Below are 15,027 nucleotides of genomic sequence, written 5' to 3' on the forward strand. Positions count from 1 at the left end.
GACACGAACCACTAAATGAATGTCATTCATTTATTAGAACTATAGCTGTTTTGCGGTCCGCAAGGAAGAGCCGGGTGGAATAATGCTGGAGACATCTGCCCGCAGAAAGGCCAGCAATGCCGGCATCACCAGCCGCTTCACGAACTGCCACGGAACGCGAACCCGTGCCGCAAACCGGTGCGGCACGGCGCCGCGCGGGGCGGCCCGCCGCGGCTGTCCTGGACCTGGCGGGCATCACGGCGGCGGCCCTGCGGCTCATCAGCAAGCAGGGCTACGACGGACTCACCATGGCCGCCCTGGCCCGCTCACTGCACGTGGCGCCGTCGGCCCTCTACAACCATGTGGAATCGAAGCGGGACGTGCTCCTGCTCGTGGAAGACCACCTGACAGCCCTGGTGGACGTGACCGCATTCGGGGCGGACCCCTGGGAGTCCGCGGTGCGGAAATGGGCCTGGAGTTACCGGGACGTCTTCGCGGAGCACACGCCCCTGATTCCCGTCATCGCAGTCCTTCCCGTGACTGACGCACCGCAGACCCTCGCCATGTATGAGACCGTGAGCGCCGGATTCCGGGCGGCCGGATTCCCGGAGGAGCGGATCGTGTCCGCCATCGTGGCCCTGGAATCCTTCATCTTCGGATCCGCCTACGACGTCACGGCCCCAGCCGACATTTTCGATTCCGGCAGCATGGCGGAATCGACGCCGAGCTTCACGGGTGCCGTCCGGAGCCTGGCCGCGCTGGGGCACGAGAAACCTGCAGACGTGGCGTTCAGCCTGGGGCTTGAGGCCCTTATTGCGGGCTTCGGGGCGTTACGGGAGTAAGCGCAGGGCGTTCTCAGCCTCTCCCTGTTCCACTACACCAGCTGCCGCCAGCCACTCTATGGCGCGCCGCCGCATGGCTCGGTCATGGAATGAGAACCATCGGGTCTCAAGCTCGGGGAACTCTGCGAGCGTATTCCTGAAACGCCGGAATGCTCCCTTGCCGTCTATTGCGCGCCAGAGCAGGTCCTTGGCGCGTTCATCCTGCACATCCGCGATGAACGATTCCATGTCGCGGTAGGCCTCATGCGGTCTTATCGGTTCAACTAGGATGGCGCCGCCTGCTTCGAGGTCTTCCTCGGACTCTTCGGCTTCGTCAAGCGAGTCCCTCAGCCAGAAGCTGGTCTCTCCCGTGCGGGGGTCGAACCAGTACCTGGAATCCCAGTCGGACGGGGAATCGAGGGCGAGTTGCAGCATTTCCATATCAATTGCGCCCAATGTCAGCATGAGCAGTCCTCCGGCCGCATCATCCAGCGGGTGTCACTCGCATGCTATACCCACAGTTACGCCCGCGGCATGCCGGATTCGGGGCCCAGCGCTAAGGACCGCCCCAGCGTTAAAGAAGGGAACCCCGGTCCGAAGACCGGGGTTCCCTTGATTGCGTGCGCGAGGGGGGATTTGAACCCCCACGCCCTTTCGGACACTGGCACCTGAAGCCAGCGCGTCTGCCGTTCCGCCACTCGCGCGCAACTTCTTTTCCATGAATTACGGCCGGTTTACCGGATCCGCAACCTTGTAAAAGCAGCGAGATCAAGCATAACGGACATCGGCGGCAAAACACCAATTGAGCCTCGGGAGGGGTCAAACTCCCCGCCGGGAGGGGGCCGGCCGGGAACCACCAGTGAACTTTTCCGGGGGCCCGGCCGTTGTGGATTAAGGTCATTCACAGGCCTGCCCAGTAGTATCTGATGTAGTAGTGCCTGCCACTGCCAGGCAGGCCGCTGGGTTCTGAACTGCATGGTTGGCTGAGTTCCGGAACGAAAACTGCCCCGCAGCCGGGGGGAAAGGAGAAGGACCATGGGATTGCTGGACAAGGTCGAGCGCGGCATCGAAAAAGCCGTCCGCGGTGTCTTCTCCACCGGTTCGCGCGCCCAGGTTGAACCTGTGGAAATCGCCAGCCGGCTCCGCCGCGAGGTTGACAACAAAGCCCTCACCATCGCCGCCGGCCGCACACTGGCCCCCAACGTCTTCGACGTCCAACTCAGTGACGACGACTTCAGAAGGGCTCAGGACTGGGGCACGCCGCTGGCCGAAGAACTCTGCGACGTCGTCATAAACCACGTCCGGAGCCAGGGCTACACCCTGCAGGGCTCGGTGCGGATCTCTTTCCGCCGGTCCGAGGATCTTCGCGCTGGCAACTTCGAGATCGTCTCCTCTACTGAGAAGTCCAAGGCCGGCCCCGGAGTCGCGTCGGCCAGGCCCAACCTGCCAGCAGCCCCCAGCCGCCCGCCTGTACGGCTGCAGCCCGTCCTAGACATCGACGGTCAGCGCTATTCCCTCAATGCCCCCTCCATCGTCCTGGGAAGGTCTTCCGAGGCCGACATCCTGATTGACGACACCGGCGTCTCGCGCCGCCACCTTGAGATCCGCACCGCCAGCGGCGTCACCAGCGCTGTGGACCTCGGCTCCACTAACGGCAGCTACGTCAACGGCCATAAACTGGCAGGCAGCACCGAACTGACCGACGGCTCCACCATCACGATGGGACGGACAAAGATCATCTTCCGCCTGCTTCCCGCCAACCCTGGGGGCCGCCCATGAGCGACCTGACCATCACCGCCCTGCGGTTTGGGTTCCTGATCCTGCTCTGGGTCCTCATCTTCAGCATCGTTTCGGCCATGCGCAGGGACCTGATGGTGGGCCGCAAAGCCGCCGCCGGCACCCCCACCGCCCGTCAGGTCCGCAAGAACCCGGGACTGGCCGAGGCTCCGCCGCAGCCGCTCAAGCAGCCGGCCCACCAACTGGTGGTCACCGAAGGCCCGCTCAAGGGAACCACCATCCCCCTGGCCGCCAGCCCCATCCTGTTGGGCCGCGCTCAGGAAGCCACACTGGTACTTGAGGACGACTACGCCTCCGGCCGCCACGCGCGGTTGTTCCCGCAAGGCAGTCGATGGTTCATCGAGGACCTTGGCTCCACCAACGGCACCTACCTGGCCGACCAGCAACTTACCCGGGCTCTGCCCGTTGAGCTTGGTGTACCCGTGAGGATCGGCAAGACGGTCATCGAATTGAGGCCGTAGCCATGGCCGCTGACATTCCCGCCGGCGGGGCCACCCCCGTCCAGCGGCCCCTCATCATGCGCTACGCCGCGCGCTCGGATGTGGGACGCATCCGGGCCAAGAATGATGACTCGGCGTACGTCGGCCGCCATTTGGCAGTGGTCGCGGACGGTATGGGCGGCCACGCGGGCGGCGATGTTGCCTCCGCCGCCACAGTGCTGGACATGCTGCACCTCGATCATGGCGACTACGACGGCGACGCCGGCACAGTCCTCGCCGACGAGATCCAGACGGCCAACTCCCTGCTATCCGAGCTTGTGCACATCAACCCCAAGCTCGCCGGCATGGGCACCACTGTCACATCCCTGCTGCTCGCCGAGGGCAAGCTGCACTTCGCGCACATCGGCGACTCCCGGGCGTACCGCCTGCGTGATGGCGAGTTTGAACAGGTCAGTGTGGACCACACGTTCGTCCAGCGGCTGATCGATGAGGGCCGGCTCCGGCCCGAAGAGGCCGAAACCCACCCGCACAAAAACGTCCTCATGCGCGTCCTGGGCGACGTCGATGCCAGCCCCGAGCTGGATCTGGACACCCTGGACGTTAAACCCGGGGAGCGCTGGTTGCTGTGCTCGGACGGGCTCAACTATGTGGCAGGACACGTGGTGGAGCGGACCGTCCGCGAGACAAAAGACCTGCGTGAGTGCGTCGAAACCCTGGTCAACCTCACGCTGGAAGCCGGCTCACCGGACAACGTCACCGTGGTCATGGTGGAAATCACCGAGGAAACGTCCGACGACGTCAGTACCGCCGCCGTCGACATCATTCCTTCGCAGCTGCTCACCGAAGCCCCCGCCGCGGCCGGCGACGCCGCCAGCGCTTCACCGGACACCGAGGCCGACGACAAAAAGCCCGCCGCCGACAAAGCCCCCGAAAAGCCAGCTGCCGCGGAACCGCCGCCCTCCACCGACCCCCATCTCGGCGAGCATCTTTCGGCCGAAGTGCTGCGGCAGGAACTCGCATCGCGCCCGCACGAACTCGTCGGTGCTGCGGCCACTGCTGCCGAGTCCGGCTCCATTCCCACCATCGCCGGCCGCACCGTGGCCCGGAGGGCCGCCACCGTTCTGACGCACAAGGCCGACGCCCCAGTTGCTGAGGTAGATGACGTCCTGGGACGGCCCAAACCCCGCCGCTGGGTCACCATGTCCATCGCCGCGTCCGTGCTGGTGGTCCTGACACTGGGCCTCTGGCTCGGCTATGCCTGGACCCAGACCCGCTACTACATCGGGGAACACGATTCCCGCGTGGCCATCTTCAACGGTGTGTCCCAGCGGCTTGGTCCCATCCAGCTTTCAACCCTCGAAGCCGTTACAGAGATCCGGATGGATTCCTTGCCCCAGTTCTCCCAGCAGCGCGTCCGGCAGACAGTGCCCGCGCGTGACCTCTACGACGCCCAGCGGATCGTGAAGAACCTCGAAGGCACCGGCACCATTGCTCCGCCGGATGAGTGCCTGACGCCCACTCCGGCGCCAGCAACGGCGCCCGCTGAAACACCCACCGCGCCTGCCCCATCGCCGGACCCAGCCGCTCCGGCGGCAGCACCTGCCCCGGCCGCCTCACCCACCCCCACTACCGTCTGTGAGGGGGGCCAGTGAGCCAGCTCAGCACCATCCCCAAGCCCCGGCGCAACGTGGAACTGTTGTTGCTCATCCTCGCCCTGTCTGTGGGCATCGGCGCCAACATGCTGGTGGGCGTTGACCAGGCGAAAGCGTTCGACTCCGATTTCTGGTTCCAGTCCAGCCTCCTCGCGGTGGCCGCCCTGGTCTTCCACGTGGTCCTGCGGGTTCGGGCAAAATATGCCGATCCGGTAATACTTCCATTGGTGGTTGCACTCAATGGTCTGGGTCTTGCCATGATCCACCGCCTTGACGCCCCCGGGGAGGACACCGGCAACAACCAGCTGCGCTGGACCCTGATCGCCATGGCAGTGGCCATTGGCGTGATCTGGTTCCTCAAGGACCACCGGGTGCTCCGCCGCTTCACTTACATCACGCTGGCTGTGAGCGCGCTCCTGCTGATTCTTCCGCTGGTGCCCGGCATCTCGGCCGGCGAAATCCTGGGCGCCCGGGTCTGGATCCGGATGGGTCCCATGACGTTCCAGCCGGGTGAGATCGCCAAGATCACGCTGGCTATATTCTTCGCCGGTTATCTTTCCTCCAACCGCGACCTCATACTGCTGGCCGGCCGCAAGATCGGCCCGCTGCAGTTCCCCCGGTTCAAGGACATGGGGCCCATGATCACCGCCTGGCTGGTGAGCATCGGCGTGTTGATCTTCCAGCGCGACCTCGGGTCTTCCGTGCTGTTCTTCGGCCTGTTCATCGTGATGATCTACGTGGCCACCAGCCGTATCAGCTGGGTGGTTATCGGCTTGGGCCTCATCCTGGGCGGCGGCTTCGTGGCAGCCCAGGTGTTTTCCCATGTCGAAGTCCGCATCTATGGCTGGCTGAACGCCTTCAGCCCGGAAGTTTACGAGACCGGCAGCCGGCAAGTCATCGAGGGACTCTTCGGCATGGCCAACGGCGGCCTGGTGGGTACCGGCCTGGGCCAGGGCCGGCCGGACCTGGTCCCCTTCGCCAACAGCGACATGATCATCGCGTCCATCGGCGAGGAGCTGGGCCTGATCGGACTGTTCGCCGTAGTGCTGATGTACGTCATGCTGTTCACCCGAGGGTTCCGGGCCGCGCTGGGCACCCGGGATGCCTTTGGGAAACTGCTGGCCTGCGGGCTTTCCTTCGCCATCGCCCTCCAGTGCTTCGTGGTGATCGGCGGAGTCACACGACTGATCCCGCTGACCGGTTTGACCACGCCGTTCCTTGCCGCCGGCGGCTCGTCGCTGCTGGCCAACTGGATCATCGTTGGCCTGCTCCTGCTGATCTCCCATACGGCGAGGGGACCGGTGGACACCACACCACTTCCTCCCGGCGGCGCCGCGGAACCTGCAGGAATTGATACTCCCACCGAGGCGGTGAAACAAGCGTGAACCAAGCAATCCGTAATTCCTGGGTGGCAGCGATCGCCATGTTTGCCTTGATCTTCGGCGCCATCAGTTTCGTCCAGGTGGTGGGTGCCGATGACCTCAAGGGCAACCCCCTGAACCAGCGCGCCATTCTGCAGAATTACTGCAACGACCGCGGCGCCATCATCGTGGGCGGGGACCCCGTGGCCGAATCGGTGGAAGGTACCTCCGAGGTCTGCCAGTTCCAGCGGACCTACGCACAGCCGGCACTCTATGCAGGCATCACGGGCTACTTCTCGAAGAACTACGGTGCCACCGGCCTGGAAGTTGCCATGAACGCCCAGTTGGCCGGCAGCTCAGACCAGCAGTTCTTCGACCGGATCGGCCAGCTCTTCCTGGGCAACCAGCCGAAGGGCGCCTCGGTGGAACTCACCATCGATCCCGCCATCCAGAAGCTCGCGTACGACCTCATCCCGGACGGCCGGCGGGGATCCATTGTGGTCACCAGCCCCAAGACCGGCGCCGTCCTGGCCATGGTGTCCAAACCGTCCTATGACCCCAATCTGATCGCCACCCAGGACGCGAACGCCGAAACGACCAACATCAATGAGCTGGTCAAGGTCCCCGGCATCAACCTGAACCAGAATGTCAGCGGACCCACGGGCGAGTTGCTCGCTCCGGGATCAGTCTTCAAGCTGGTGGATACCGCGGCGGCCCTCGCCTCCGGGAAGTACAACAAGGACAGCGTGCTCCCGAACCCGGCCGAGATGCCCTTCCCGGGGATCCAATACAAACTGCCCAACTACGCCGGAGGCAACTGCTACACCCAGGACACGGCCAGCTTTGCCTTCGCCCTGCAGCAATCCTGCAATACGCCGTTCGCCAGCATTGCCCTCGACCTGGGCCGCGACGCCATCGCCGAGCAGGCCGCAAAATTCGGCTTCGGCGAGGATCTGGGCGACCAGCTCAAGCTCGCATACGCCAAAGGCGGCGGCTTCCCCGATGACCTGGACGGGCCGGGCCTGGCCCAGTCCGCCATCGGCCAGAAGGACGTGCGCGCCACTCCGCTGCAAATCGCCCTGATGACCGCGGCCATCGCCAACAACGGCGTCCAGATGAGCCCCAGTCTGGTCAAGACCGTGCGGTCCCCGGATCTCAGGGTCATTGACGAGGCCCAGCCTGAAGCGCTCCGGACGTCCACCACCCCGGAAATTGCCCGCCAGATCACCGAATGGATGACCAGTGCGGTGAGCCAGGGCATAGCCCGCGGGGCGGCCGTCCCCGGTGTCCAAGTGGCCGGGAAGACCGGAACCGCTGAACTGGGCAACGGCCTGAACAACTCATGGTTCACCGGGTTTGCCCCGGCGAACAACCCGGAGGTGAGTGTCACCATCGTCATGGAAGGCGTAGACATCACCACCGGCGCACAGCTAACCAGTCCGAACGCGAAGAAGATTTTTGAGGCGGTGTTGAATAAGTGAGGCCTACAACGGGAATCACCCTCGGCGGCAGATTCCAGCTGACCACGCGGATTGCGATCGGCGGGATGGGAGAGGTCTGGAAGGCCAAGGACCAGGTCCTGGGCCGGATTGTCGCCATCAAGGTACTGAAGGAGGAATACACCGGTGACCCCGGTTTCCTCCAGAGGTTCCGTGCCGAAGCACGCCACACCGCCCTGTTGAACCACGTGGGCATCGCCAATGTCTTTGACTACGGCGAGGAGGATGGCTCCGCCTACCTGGTCATGGAGCTCGTTCCGGGCCAGCCGCTGAGCAGCATCATCGAGCACGAGCAGGTACTGTCCCCGGACCGGACTCTGTCCATGATGGCGCAGACCGCCCGCGCCCTTTCCGTCGCCCACGCCCAGGGGCTGGTCCACCGCGACATCAAGCCGGGCAACCTGCTGATCACACCCGACGGCCGGGTAAAGGTCACCGACTTCGGCATCGCCCGCCTGGCCGACCAGGTCCCGCTGACACAGACAGGCCAGGTAATGGGCACCGCCCAGTACCTCGCCCCCGAGCAGGCCACCGGCCAGACCGCTACCGGCGCCTCGGACATCTACTCACTCGGCGTGATCGGTTACGAGTGCCTCACCGGGCACCGGCCCTTCTCCGGCGAATCCCAGATCGCCATTGCCCTCGCCCAGGTCAACGACGCCCCGCCGCCGCTTCCGGAGACTCTCCCCAAACCGGTCCGCGCGCTGCTGATGTCCATGCTGGCCAAGGACCCCAAGAACCGCCCGGCCAACGCCATCAAGCTGTCCGAAGCCGCCGAGGCCATCCGCAACGGCGATATTGACGCCGCGCACGCAGCGGTTCCCGGCATGCTGCTCTTCGAGGCAACCACGGGCCCCATTACTGCGCCGGTAGACATTGCCACGGCACCCACCGGCGTCATCGCCCAGAAGGACAGCAACACGACGTCGACGTCCGCCCTGCCCGTGCTGGGTGCCGCTGCCGGCGGCGCTGCAGTCGGCGCCGCGGCCGCGGGAGCCGGGAGCACGCTTTCGCGCGCGGACGCCCTGGCCGCGGAGCGCAGCTGGGTGCAGGAGGAAGAGAAGTACGACGACGAGCCGGCCGACGAGCCCGACCGTCGCGGCCGCAGCCCCTGGACGTGGCCACTGGTCGCCCTGATCGTGCTGGTCCTGTTCGCGCTGGTTGGGTTCTTCCTGACGCAGCAGGGGATTTTTAATCCGGCCAACACCACCACTAACTCGGCGTCCAGCAACCCGCCGTCCACCAGCGCCAGCCCGACAAAGACCTCGGCGTCCGCTACGCCGACCCCCACCCGGACCACCGACGCGCCCACGCCAACGCCCACGCCCACCACGGTGGACATCATTTCGGCGGCCTACCTCGGGAAGGACTACCGTCAGGTCCAGGGGACGCTGGAAACCATGGGCCTGTCCGTCCGGGTCATCCCGCAGCAGAGTACTTCTGCCGCCGGAACGGTGTTGCAGGTCAACCCCACGGGCACCGTGCCCAAGGGGGCTGAAGTGACTGTGACCTACGCCGTCCCGGTCCCGGCCAGCATGCCGACCGCTCCGCCGTCCTCGCCGGCCGCCTCTGCTGAGCCAACGTCCACCCTCCCCAAATGCAACCCTGGCCAGCTGCCGGGATTGCCTCCTACCTGCGCGCCGTAGCGGTCGGGATTGACAGTGAGTGATTCGGCCCGCACCCCGCTCCACCGGGAGGACAGCCTCCCGGTGGATAACCAGCGTGTCCTCAGCGGCCGCTACGAACTCGGCGGAATCATCGGCCGCGGGGGGATGGCGGATGTCCACCGCGGAGTGGATACCCGTCTTGGCCGGACCGTTGCTATCAAGCTTCTCCGCCCGGATATGGCCCGTGATCCGCAGTTCCAGGCGCGCTTCAAACGGGAAGCGCAGTCCGTGGCGGCGTTGAACCATCCGTCCATCGTCGCCATTTACGACACGGGCGAACATACGGTTCCGGATGGCTCGGAGGACAGTGTCCGGGTGCCCTACATCGTGATGGAGTTTGTTGAGGGCCGGACCATCCGCGACCTGATCCGGGCCAAGGAAGTCGGCATTGACCAGGCCATCGACTTCTGCCTGGGAGTGCTTTCTGCCCTTGAATACAGCCACAAGGCGGGCATCGTCCACCGGGACATCAAACCCGCCAACGTGATGTACTGCGAAGGCTCCAATTCCGTGAAGGTCATGGACTTCGGGATCGCCCGGGCCATCGCCGATTCATCCGCCACCATGACGCAGACCCAGGCCGTGGTGGGCACTGCCCAGTACCTCTCGCCCGAGCAAGCCCGGGGCGAAACAGTGGATGCGCGCAGCGACCTCTACTCCGCAGCGTGCCTGCTGTACGAAATGCTCACCGCCCGCCCGCCCTTTATTGGTGACAGCCCCGTGTCCGTGGCGTACCAGCACGTCAGGGAAATCCCGGAGCCCGCAAGCAGCGTGAACCCGGAGGTCTCGGCCGCCCTGGACAGTGTCCTGGCCAAGGCTCTGCAGAAGAACCGGGCGGACCGTTTCCAGGACGCGGCCGCCTTCCGGCGTGCGCTGCGCGCCGCCCGGGCGGGCGTGTCCGTTCCCGCGTTGGCCGCAACCGAAGCCCCCACCGACCCCAACGACCACGTCCCGACGCCGGAACGCCCGCCCGTGACAGAGGCATTCGGGCTCACCGGGGCGGGCTTCCTGGACGATGCCCCCACCGGCCGGCCGCGCAATGCGGACGACACCCGGACTGACGGCGAACCGGTCATGGCTGCTGCCACCCGGGGACAGTCGGATATCGATGAACTGCCCTTGGGCTTCGCGCCGGAACGTGAGCGGACCGCCCGGCAGAAGTCCCGTCGTCGTACGTGGGTTGCCACACTGGTGATCTTCACCCTGCTGGTTCTTGGCGGCGGCGGTCTCTGGCTGTACAACGTCGTGAACCAGCCCGCTCCAGCGCCGCCCAAGGTGGCGGTCCCGGCGGTGGCGGCCCTGACGGAGTCGGCGGCCCTGCAGGAACTTTATGGTGCCAACCTGCGGCCGCAGATCAAACGGAACAAGCACGAGACCATACCCAGCGGGACGGCCATCGGCACTGACCCTGTGGCCGGAACCTCGCTTGACCCCAATGCGGAGGTGATCCTGAATATCTCTGAAGGCCCAAGCGCCGTCAAGATTCCGGAGAACCTTCCGGGCCAGACAGAAGCCGCGGCGCGGGACATCCTGCGCCAGGCAGGACTCGTGGGAGCCCCTTCCACCACCACAGCCAACAGCGCCACCGTTCCCGGCGGCCGGGTGATTACCACCAGCCCCGCACCGGGCCAGATGGTAGGCCCGGGCACCACGGTGGAGATCGTGATTTCCACCGGCAAGGTGTCCATGCCTGAACTGCGTGGCCGCACGCGTGCCGAGGCGGAAACGGCGCTGAAGGAACTGGGCCTGGTCCCCAACGTCCAGGAAGTGGAGAACTCCGAGGTGGAGGCGGGCCGGGTGACGGATCAAAGTGACCCGGTGAACGCCGCCGTCGATCAGGGCAAGACGATCAATATTGTGGTGGCCAAGGAACCGGCCCCTCCACCATCGCCAACGGCCACGCCCACACCCACTAAAAAGGGCTAAGCCTCCACCCGCTCCCTAAAGCAACGCGGGGTCACTTCGCGCCCATCCCGAAGGGGAACATGGGCGCGAAGTGACCCCGCGTTGTTCGTGTGTGCCGGTCAGTGCTGGATGAGCGGGCTCAGAGTGGCGGCACGAGCGGCTGCTCCCGCCATTCCCAGGGACTCGAGCCAGTTGCCCAGCATCTGGTAGCCGCCTTCGGTCAGGACCGACTCCGGGTGGAACTGCACCCCGCACAGCGGTGCAGTGCGGTGCTGCAGGCCCATCACGACGCCGGTCGCGGTCTCGGCGGTGATCTCCAGGACGTCGGGGATGGTGTCCCTTACCGCTGCCAGCGAGTGGTAGCGCGTCGCTGTCACGGGGGAGGGGAGCCCGGCGAAGACGCTGGTGCCGTTGTGCTCCACCAGCGAGGTCTTGCCGTGCATCAGCTCCGGCGCGTGGGTCACCGTGCCGCCATAGGCTTCGGCCAGGGCCTGATGGCCCAGGCACACACCGAACATCGGCTTGTTGTTCGCCCCGCACCACTTGATCAGCTCAATGCACACGCCCGCCTCGGCGGGGTTTCCCGGACCGGGTGAGATGAGGACGCCGTCGCGCGTTTGTGCCATCTCGATGGCCTCAGCGAGGGTCACGTCGTCGTTGCGGACAACGGTGGTCTCGGCGCCGAGTTCCTGGAGGTAGCCCACCAAGGTGTAAACGAAGCTGTCGTAGTTGTCTACGACCAGGATTTTGGTTGTGGTCATGGCTGGCTTGCAGAACCAATCGTTGAGTCGGTGAATGCGGTGAACCCGGACATCCATGGGAACAGGAACTGAACCATCAGGATCAGTGCGCCGGCGATGAGCACCAGCGACGTGAGGATCCGCAGCCAGAGGGGGCCCGGCAGGTGGCGGAAAATCCAGCCGTACATACTCAGTTTCCTCCCACGGCTGCGGCCACCTGGGCGGCGATCTCGGCCGGCGGGCCCGCCGAGGCAGGCTGCCAGCTGTCCAGCAGCGCGTACGCGATGATGCGTTCCTCGGCGCCGAAGCGCGGATTGCAACTGGTCATGGTGAGGAAGCTTTCGGTGGGAGTGACGCCGCGTCGGGTGGGGACCGGTTCCAGGACATCGGTCCGGGACGGCATCACAATCTGGTTGTTGCGGAAGACATAGATGTAGTAGCCGTCCTTCGTCTGGACGTAGATTTTGTCCCCCGGGACAAGGGTGTGGATATTGTCCAGGACGGCACCGTGCGTCTGCCTGTGGCCGGCCACCGCGAAGTTACCGACGGCGCCGGGCATGGCGGTGTTGGCGTAATGGCCAAGCCCCAGCGTATCCAGGACATCCCCGGTGGTTCCCTGCACGATGGGCCGGGTGTAGTTGGGGCCAAAGCGGGGGATATACATGATGCCGATGGTGCCGGCATGGCCTGGTGCCGCGGCAACGGCCGGGGTGCCGTAATCCACGGGCGCTGCCGATGGATCCGGTTCCGGGTTTGCAGGCACCGCGCCGCCCAGCCCTTGGGCGAACTCCTTGATGACGGCACTCTGCTTGGCGTCGGATTCGATGTTGGTCCACCACAGCTGCCAGCCCACAAAGAGCAGGAGGATAACGCCGGCCGTGATGAGCAGCTCGCCGAGCACCTGCACTGTGCCACGCAGAATGGAAGCGCGGACGGGGGCCGCACGGGCGGGCCGCGTAGCGGCGCGCCTCGCCTTCTCCTGCACTACCACGCGTTCTCCTCCGGGGTGGCCGCGATGGGCGTTTGAATGCCCTGAACTACGGCTAGAATTGACTGCTAGTAAGAATCCAGATTTGACCAAGATCGCGCAGACCGCTGGCAACTTCCTTCTTGCAGGATATCAAGCCCGCGGCGCCGAGCTTGCTCCAGTCCGCCAAGGAGAGCCCGTGCCCGAGTCAAAGCCTCGCAAGAAGACTTCCACCGCCGCGCAGCCCGCTTCCGGGGCGCAGGCGTATAAGCCCAACGCTGTTTGGTTCAAGCCGGTGATGTTCGGCCTGATGATCATCGGGCTCTTCTGGATCATCACGTTCTACATCAGCGAAGGCCGGTTTCCTGTCCAGGCCTGGGAATCGTGGAACATCGTGGCCGGCTTCGGCATTGCCATCATCGGCTTCCTGATGACCACGCGCTGGCGTTCCTGACCTGACCGCAGGACCCGCATGACTCCCGCTGCCGCCGCCCAGCCCCTAAACGAGGGTGTGGACGGAACTGTCCTGGGCGGCGACGGCCTCGCCCGTCCGCCGTGGGCCGCCGCGGATCCGCTGTTGCGCGAGTACTACGACTCCGAATGGGGCCTGCCCGTCCGGGACGAACAAGGCCTGTACGAGCGCATCTGCCTTGAGGGCTTCCAGGCAGGTCTCTCGTGGGCAACGATCCTCCGGAAGCGCCCCGCCTTCCGTCAGGCTTTCCTCGACTTCCAGCCGGACGCTGTTGCCGCTTTTACGGAAGCGGATGTTGAGCGCCTGCTCCAGGATCCTGGCATCATCCGCAACCGGCTCAAGATCCGTTCCGCCATCACCAATGCCCGGGCCACCATCGCGCTGCGCGAGCGGGAAGGCCTGGTTGACTTCGTGTGGCAGTTCCAGCCCCAGACCACTCCCCAGCCGGTCACGCACGCGGAGATCCCCACGCAGTCACCGGAATCGGTGGCGCTCTCCAAGGCGCTGCGGACGCAGGGATTCTCGTTCGTTGGCCCCACCACCATGTTCGCGCTGATGGAAGCCATCGGAATGGTGGACACCCATCTTCTGGACAGCCACCGGCGCGGATCCTCAGGCGTCTGGACCGGCTGACCTGCCGCTCCGCGGGGCGCTGACCGGATGCCCCGCCGGCGCCTGTTGTCCACAGCTGTTGGGAAAGTTATCCACAATGTGCATAACTTTTCCCGGCGCCGGAACCGATAGCCGCCCGTGCAGGCCATGGCGCAGGGGACCGGACCCAAAGCGCTGGGACGGACAGTTATTAACAGTGTGGATTGGCTGTGGATAATTCACACTGACCCGACCACGGCGTCCTTGGTGTCACCACCCGGAGGCACACCCGGCAGTCCGCCAAAGGCCCGGGCAAACTCAGTTGCCCTGCCCGTGTCCTGCGTGGTCCGTTACCGGTTCTGGGCCCGGTCAGCGATCCCGGCGGACCGGATGGTGGCTGGTGATGGACACCCGGTTAAAGGCATTCATGGTGATCACCAGCCAGCTGACCGCCGAAAATTCATCGGCGCTGAGGTGCTGACGCGCATATCCTTCCTCAAGCTCGGTTGTCCGGTGGTCCGGCAGTTCGGTGATGCATTCTGCCAGGGCAAGGGCAGCCCGCTCCTTGTCCGTGAACAGGGCTGTCTCCCGCCACGCCGGCAGGACAGCAAGCCGCTGCTGGCTCTCCCCGGCCTCCATGGCGTCCCGTACATGCATGTCGAGGCAATAGGCACAGCCGTTGATCTGGGAGATCCGCACGTTGAGCAGTTCTAGGGTCTTGCGGTCAATCCCGGCCGCGTCGGCGGCTTCGCGCACTTTCAGCCCCAGACCGTTGAGAGCGCGCCATGCCGCGGGGTGCTGCTTGTCGAGGTAGATGTGCTGGGTTGTTGCGGTGGCGCTCAAGGCGGTCCTCCTGGCTGGAAGCTTGTTGGGTCCGATGCTGCGTAGGAACACCCTCGCACAGACGCGTGTTATCCACTTACTAACACTTGACTACCCACAAGTTATCCACAGTTGTGGACAACAATCCACAGGACGGCCCGAGCGGAGCCCTCAGGTGCCCCAGTCGGGGAAACACCGAAGGTTAACTACATGTCTGTAAGTTGTTAACACTGTGAATAACCCTGTTGATACGGGCAGCCCGGATCCCTTCCTATGGGTCCCCCGCGCGGGAAATGGCCAGGATATCCACAAGG

General features: G+C 65.1%; 15 protein-coding genes and 1 tRNA gene. 10 read left to right on the plus strand and 6 right to left on the minus strand.

Annotated elements, in window-relative coordinates:
* Positions 1 to 116: 116 nt before the first annotated feature.
* Positions 117 to 821 carry a TetR/AcrR family transcriptional regulator gene (locus CXR02_RS01215; RefSeq protein ID WP_104060322.1) on the plus strand — a complete coding sequence of 235 codons (705 nt, stop codon included), beginning with the start codon at positions 117 to 119 and terminating at the stop codon, positions 819 to 821.
* On the opposite strand, the gene CXR02_RS01220 is transcribed toward CXR02_RS01215, so the two are convergent.
* The gene (locus CXR02_RS01220) at positions 810 to 1,265 is read right to left on the minus strand and encodes a UPF0158 family protein (protein ID WP_104060323.1); all 456 of its coding nucleotides are present in this window, start codon (positions 1,263 to 1,265) and stop codon (positions 810 to 812) included. The genes CXR02_RS01215 and CXR02_RS01220 overlap by 12 nt on opposite strands.
* A gap of 156 nt (positions 1,266 to 1,421) precedes the next feature.
* Positions 1,422 to 1,504 (minus strand) — tRNA-Leu (locus CXR02_RS01225).
* Between the two features lie 331 nt (positions 1,505 to 1,835).
* On the opposite strand from CXR02_RS01225, the gene CXR02_RS01230 reads away from it, so the two are divergent.
* From CXR02_RS01230 to pknB, 7 genes are read left to right on the plus strand one after another with little or no spacing between them, the layout of a single operon-like run.
* On the plus strand, positions 1,836 to 2,579 hold the full coding sequence (locus tag CXR02_RS01230; protein ID WP_104060324.1) for a DUF3662 and FHA domain-containing protein: 744 nt from the start codon (positions 1,836 to 1,838) through the stop codon (positions 2,577 to 2,579).
* The gene (locus CXR02_RS01235; protein WP_104060325.1) at positions 2,576 to 3,058 is read left to right on the plus strand and encodes an FHA domain-containing protein; all 483 of its coding nucleotides are present in this window, start codon (positions 2,576 to 2,578) and stop codon (positions 3,056 to 3,058) included. Before CXR02_RS01230 ends, CXR02_RS01235 begins: the two co-directional genes overlap by 4 nt.
* Before the next feature lie 2 nt (positions 3,059 to 3,060).
* Positions 3,061 to 4,689 (plus strand): PP2C family serine/threonine-protein phosphatase, encoded by a 1,629-nt coding sequence (locus tag CXR02_RS01240; protein WP_104060326.1) that lies wholly within the window; start codon positions 3,061 to 3,063, stop codon positions 4,687 to 4,689.
* Positions 4,686 to 6,074: an FtsW/RodA/SpoVE family cell cycle protein gene (locus CXR02_RS01245; RefSeq protein ID WP_104060327.1), complete on the plus strand. Its 1,389-nt coding sequence runs from the start codon at positions 4,686 to 4,688 to the stop codon at positions 6,072 to 6,074. The genes CXR02_RS01240 and CXR02_RS01245 overlap by 4 nt, the downstream gene beginning before the upstream one ends.
* A complete protein-coding gene (locus CXR02_RS01250; protein WP_104060328.1) occupies positions 6,071 to 7,531 on the plus strand; it encodes a penicillin-binding protein 2 in 1,461 nt (486 codons plus the stop codon). Before CXR02_RS01245 ends, CXR02_RS01250 begins: the two co-directional genes overlap by 4 nt.
* Positions 7,528 to 9,195, plus strand: coding sequence for a protein kinase (locus CXR02_RS01255; RefSeq protein ID WP_104060329.1), 1,668 nt, complete (start codon positions 7,528 to 7,530; stop codon positions 9,193 to 9,195). Before CXR02_RS01250 ends, CXR02_RS01255 begins: the two co-directional genes overlap by 4 nt.
* Positions 9,196 to 9,210: 15 nt before the next feature.
* Positions 9,211 to 11,142 (plus strand): Stk1 family PASTA domain-containing Ser/Thr kinase, encoded by a 1,932-nt coding sequence (gene pknB, locus CXR02_RS01260; protein WP_104060330.1) that lies wholly within the window; start codon positions 9,211 to 9,213, stop codon positions 11,140 to 11,142.
* 98 nt (positions 11,143 to 11,240) lie between these two features.
* Here the strand turns inward: pknB and CXR02_RS01265 are convergent, their stop codons facing one another.
* Genes CXR02_RS01265 through CXR02_RS01270 form a run of 3 tightly spaced genes read right to left on the minus strand, consistent with a single transcriptional unit; the run spans position 11,241 to position 12,852 of the window.
* Complete coding sequence (locus CXR02_RS01265) at positions 11,241 to 11,882, minus strand: aminodeoxychorismate/anthranilate synthase component II (RefSeq protein ID WP_056342783.1); 642 nt, start codon at positions 11,880 to 11,882, stop codon at positions 11,241 to 11,243.
* Positions 11,879 to 12,049, minus strand: a complete 171-nt coding sequence (locus tag CXR02_RS22245; protein ID WP_167349826.1) for a hypothetical protein — start codon at positions 12,047 to 12,049, stop codon at positions 11,879 to 11,881. The genes CXR02_RS01265 and CXR02_RS22245 overlap by 4 nt, the downstream gene beginning before the upstream one ends.
* Before the next feature lie 2 nt (positions 12,050 to 12,051).
* On the minus strand, positions 12,052 to 12,852 hold the full coding sequence (locus tag CXR02_RS01270; protein ID WP_104060331.1) for a class E sortase: 801 nt from the start codon (positions 12,850 to 12,852) through the stop codon (positions 12,052 to 12,054).
* 175 nt (positions 12,853 to 13,027) lie between these two features.
* On the opposite strand from CXR02_RS01270, the gene CXR02_RS01275 reads away from it, so the two are divergent.
* Positions 13,028 to 13,282 carry a cell division protein CrgA gene (locus CXR02_RS01275; protein ID WP_104060389.1) on the plus strand — a complete coding sequence of 85 codons (255 nt, stop codon included), beginning with the start codon at positions 13,028 to 13,030 and terminating at the stop codon, positions 13,280 to 13,282.
* An 18-nt stretch (positions 13,283 to 13,300) separates the two neighbouring features.
* Positions 13,301 to 13,933 (plus strand): DNA-3-methyladenine glycosylase I, encoded by a 633-nt coding sequence (locus CXR02_RS01280; RefSeq protein ID WP_104060332.1) that lies wholly within the window; start codon positions 13,301 to 13,303, stop codon positions 13,931 to 13,933.
* Positions 13,934 to 14,260: 327 nt separating this feature from the next.
* On the opposite strand, the gene CXR02_RS01285 is transcribed toward CXR02_RS01280, so the two are convergent.
* The gene (locus CXR02_RS01285; protein ID WP_104060333.1) at positions 14,261 to 14,734 is read right to left on the minus strand and encodes a carboxymuconolactone decarboxylase family protein; all 474 of its coding nucleotides are present in this window, start codon (positions 14,732 to 14,734) and stop codon (positions 14,261 to 14,263) included.
* Between the last annotated feature and the right edge of the window lie 293 nt (positions 14,735 to 15,027).

The sequence above is a fragment of the Arthrobacter sp. 4R501 genome, assembly GCF_002929755.1.
In the GTDB taxonomy this organism is placed as follows: Bacteria; Actinomycetota; Actinomycetes; order Actinomycetales; family Micrococcaceae; genus Arthrobacter.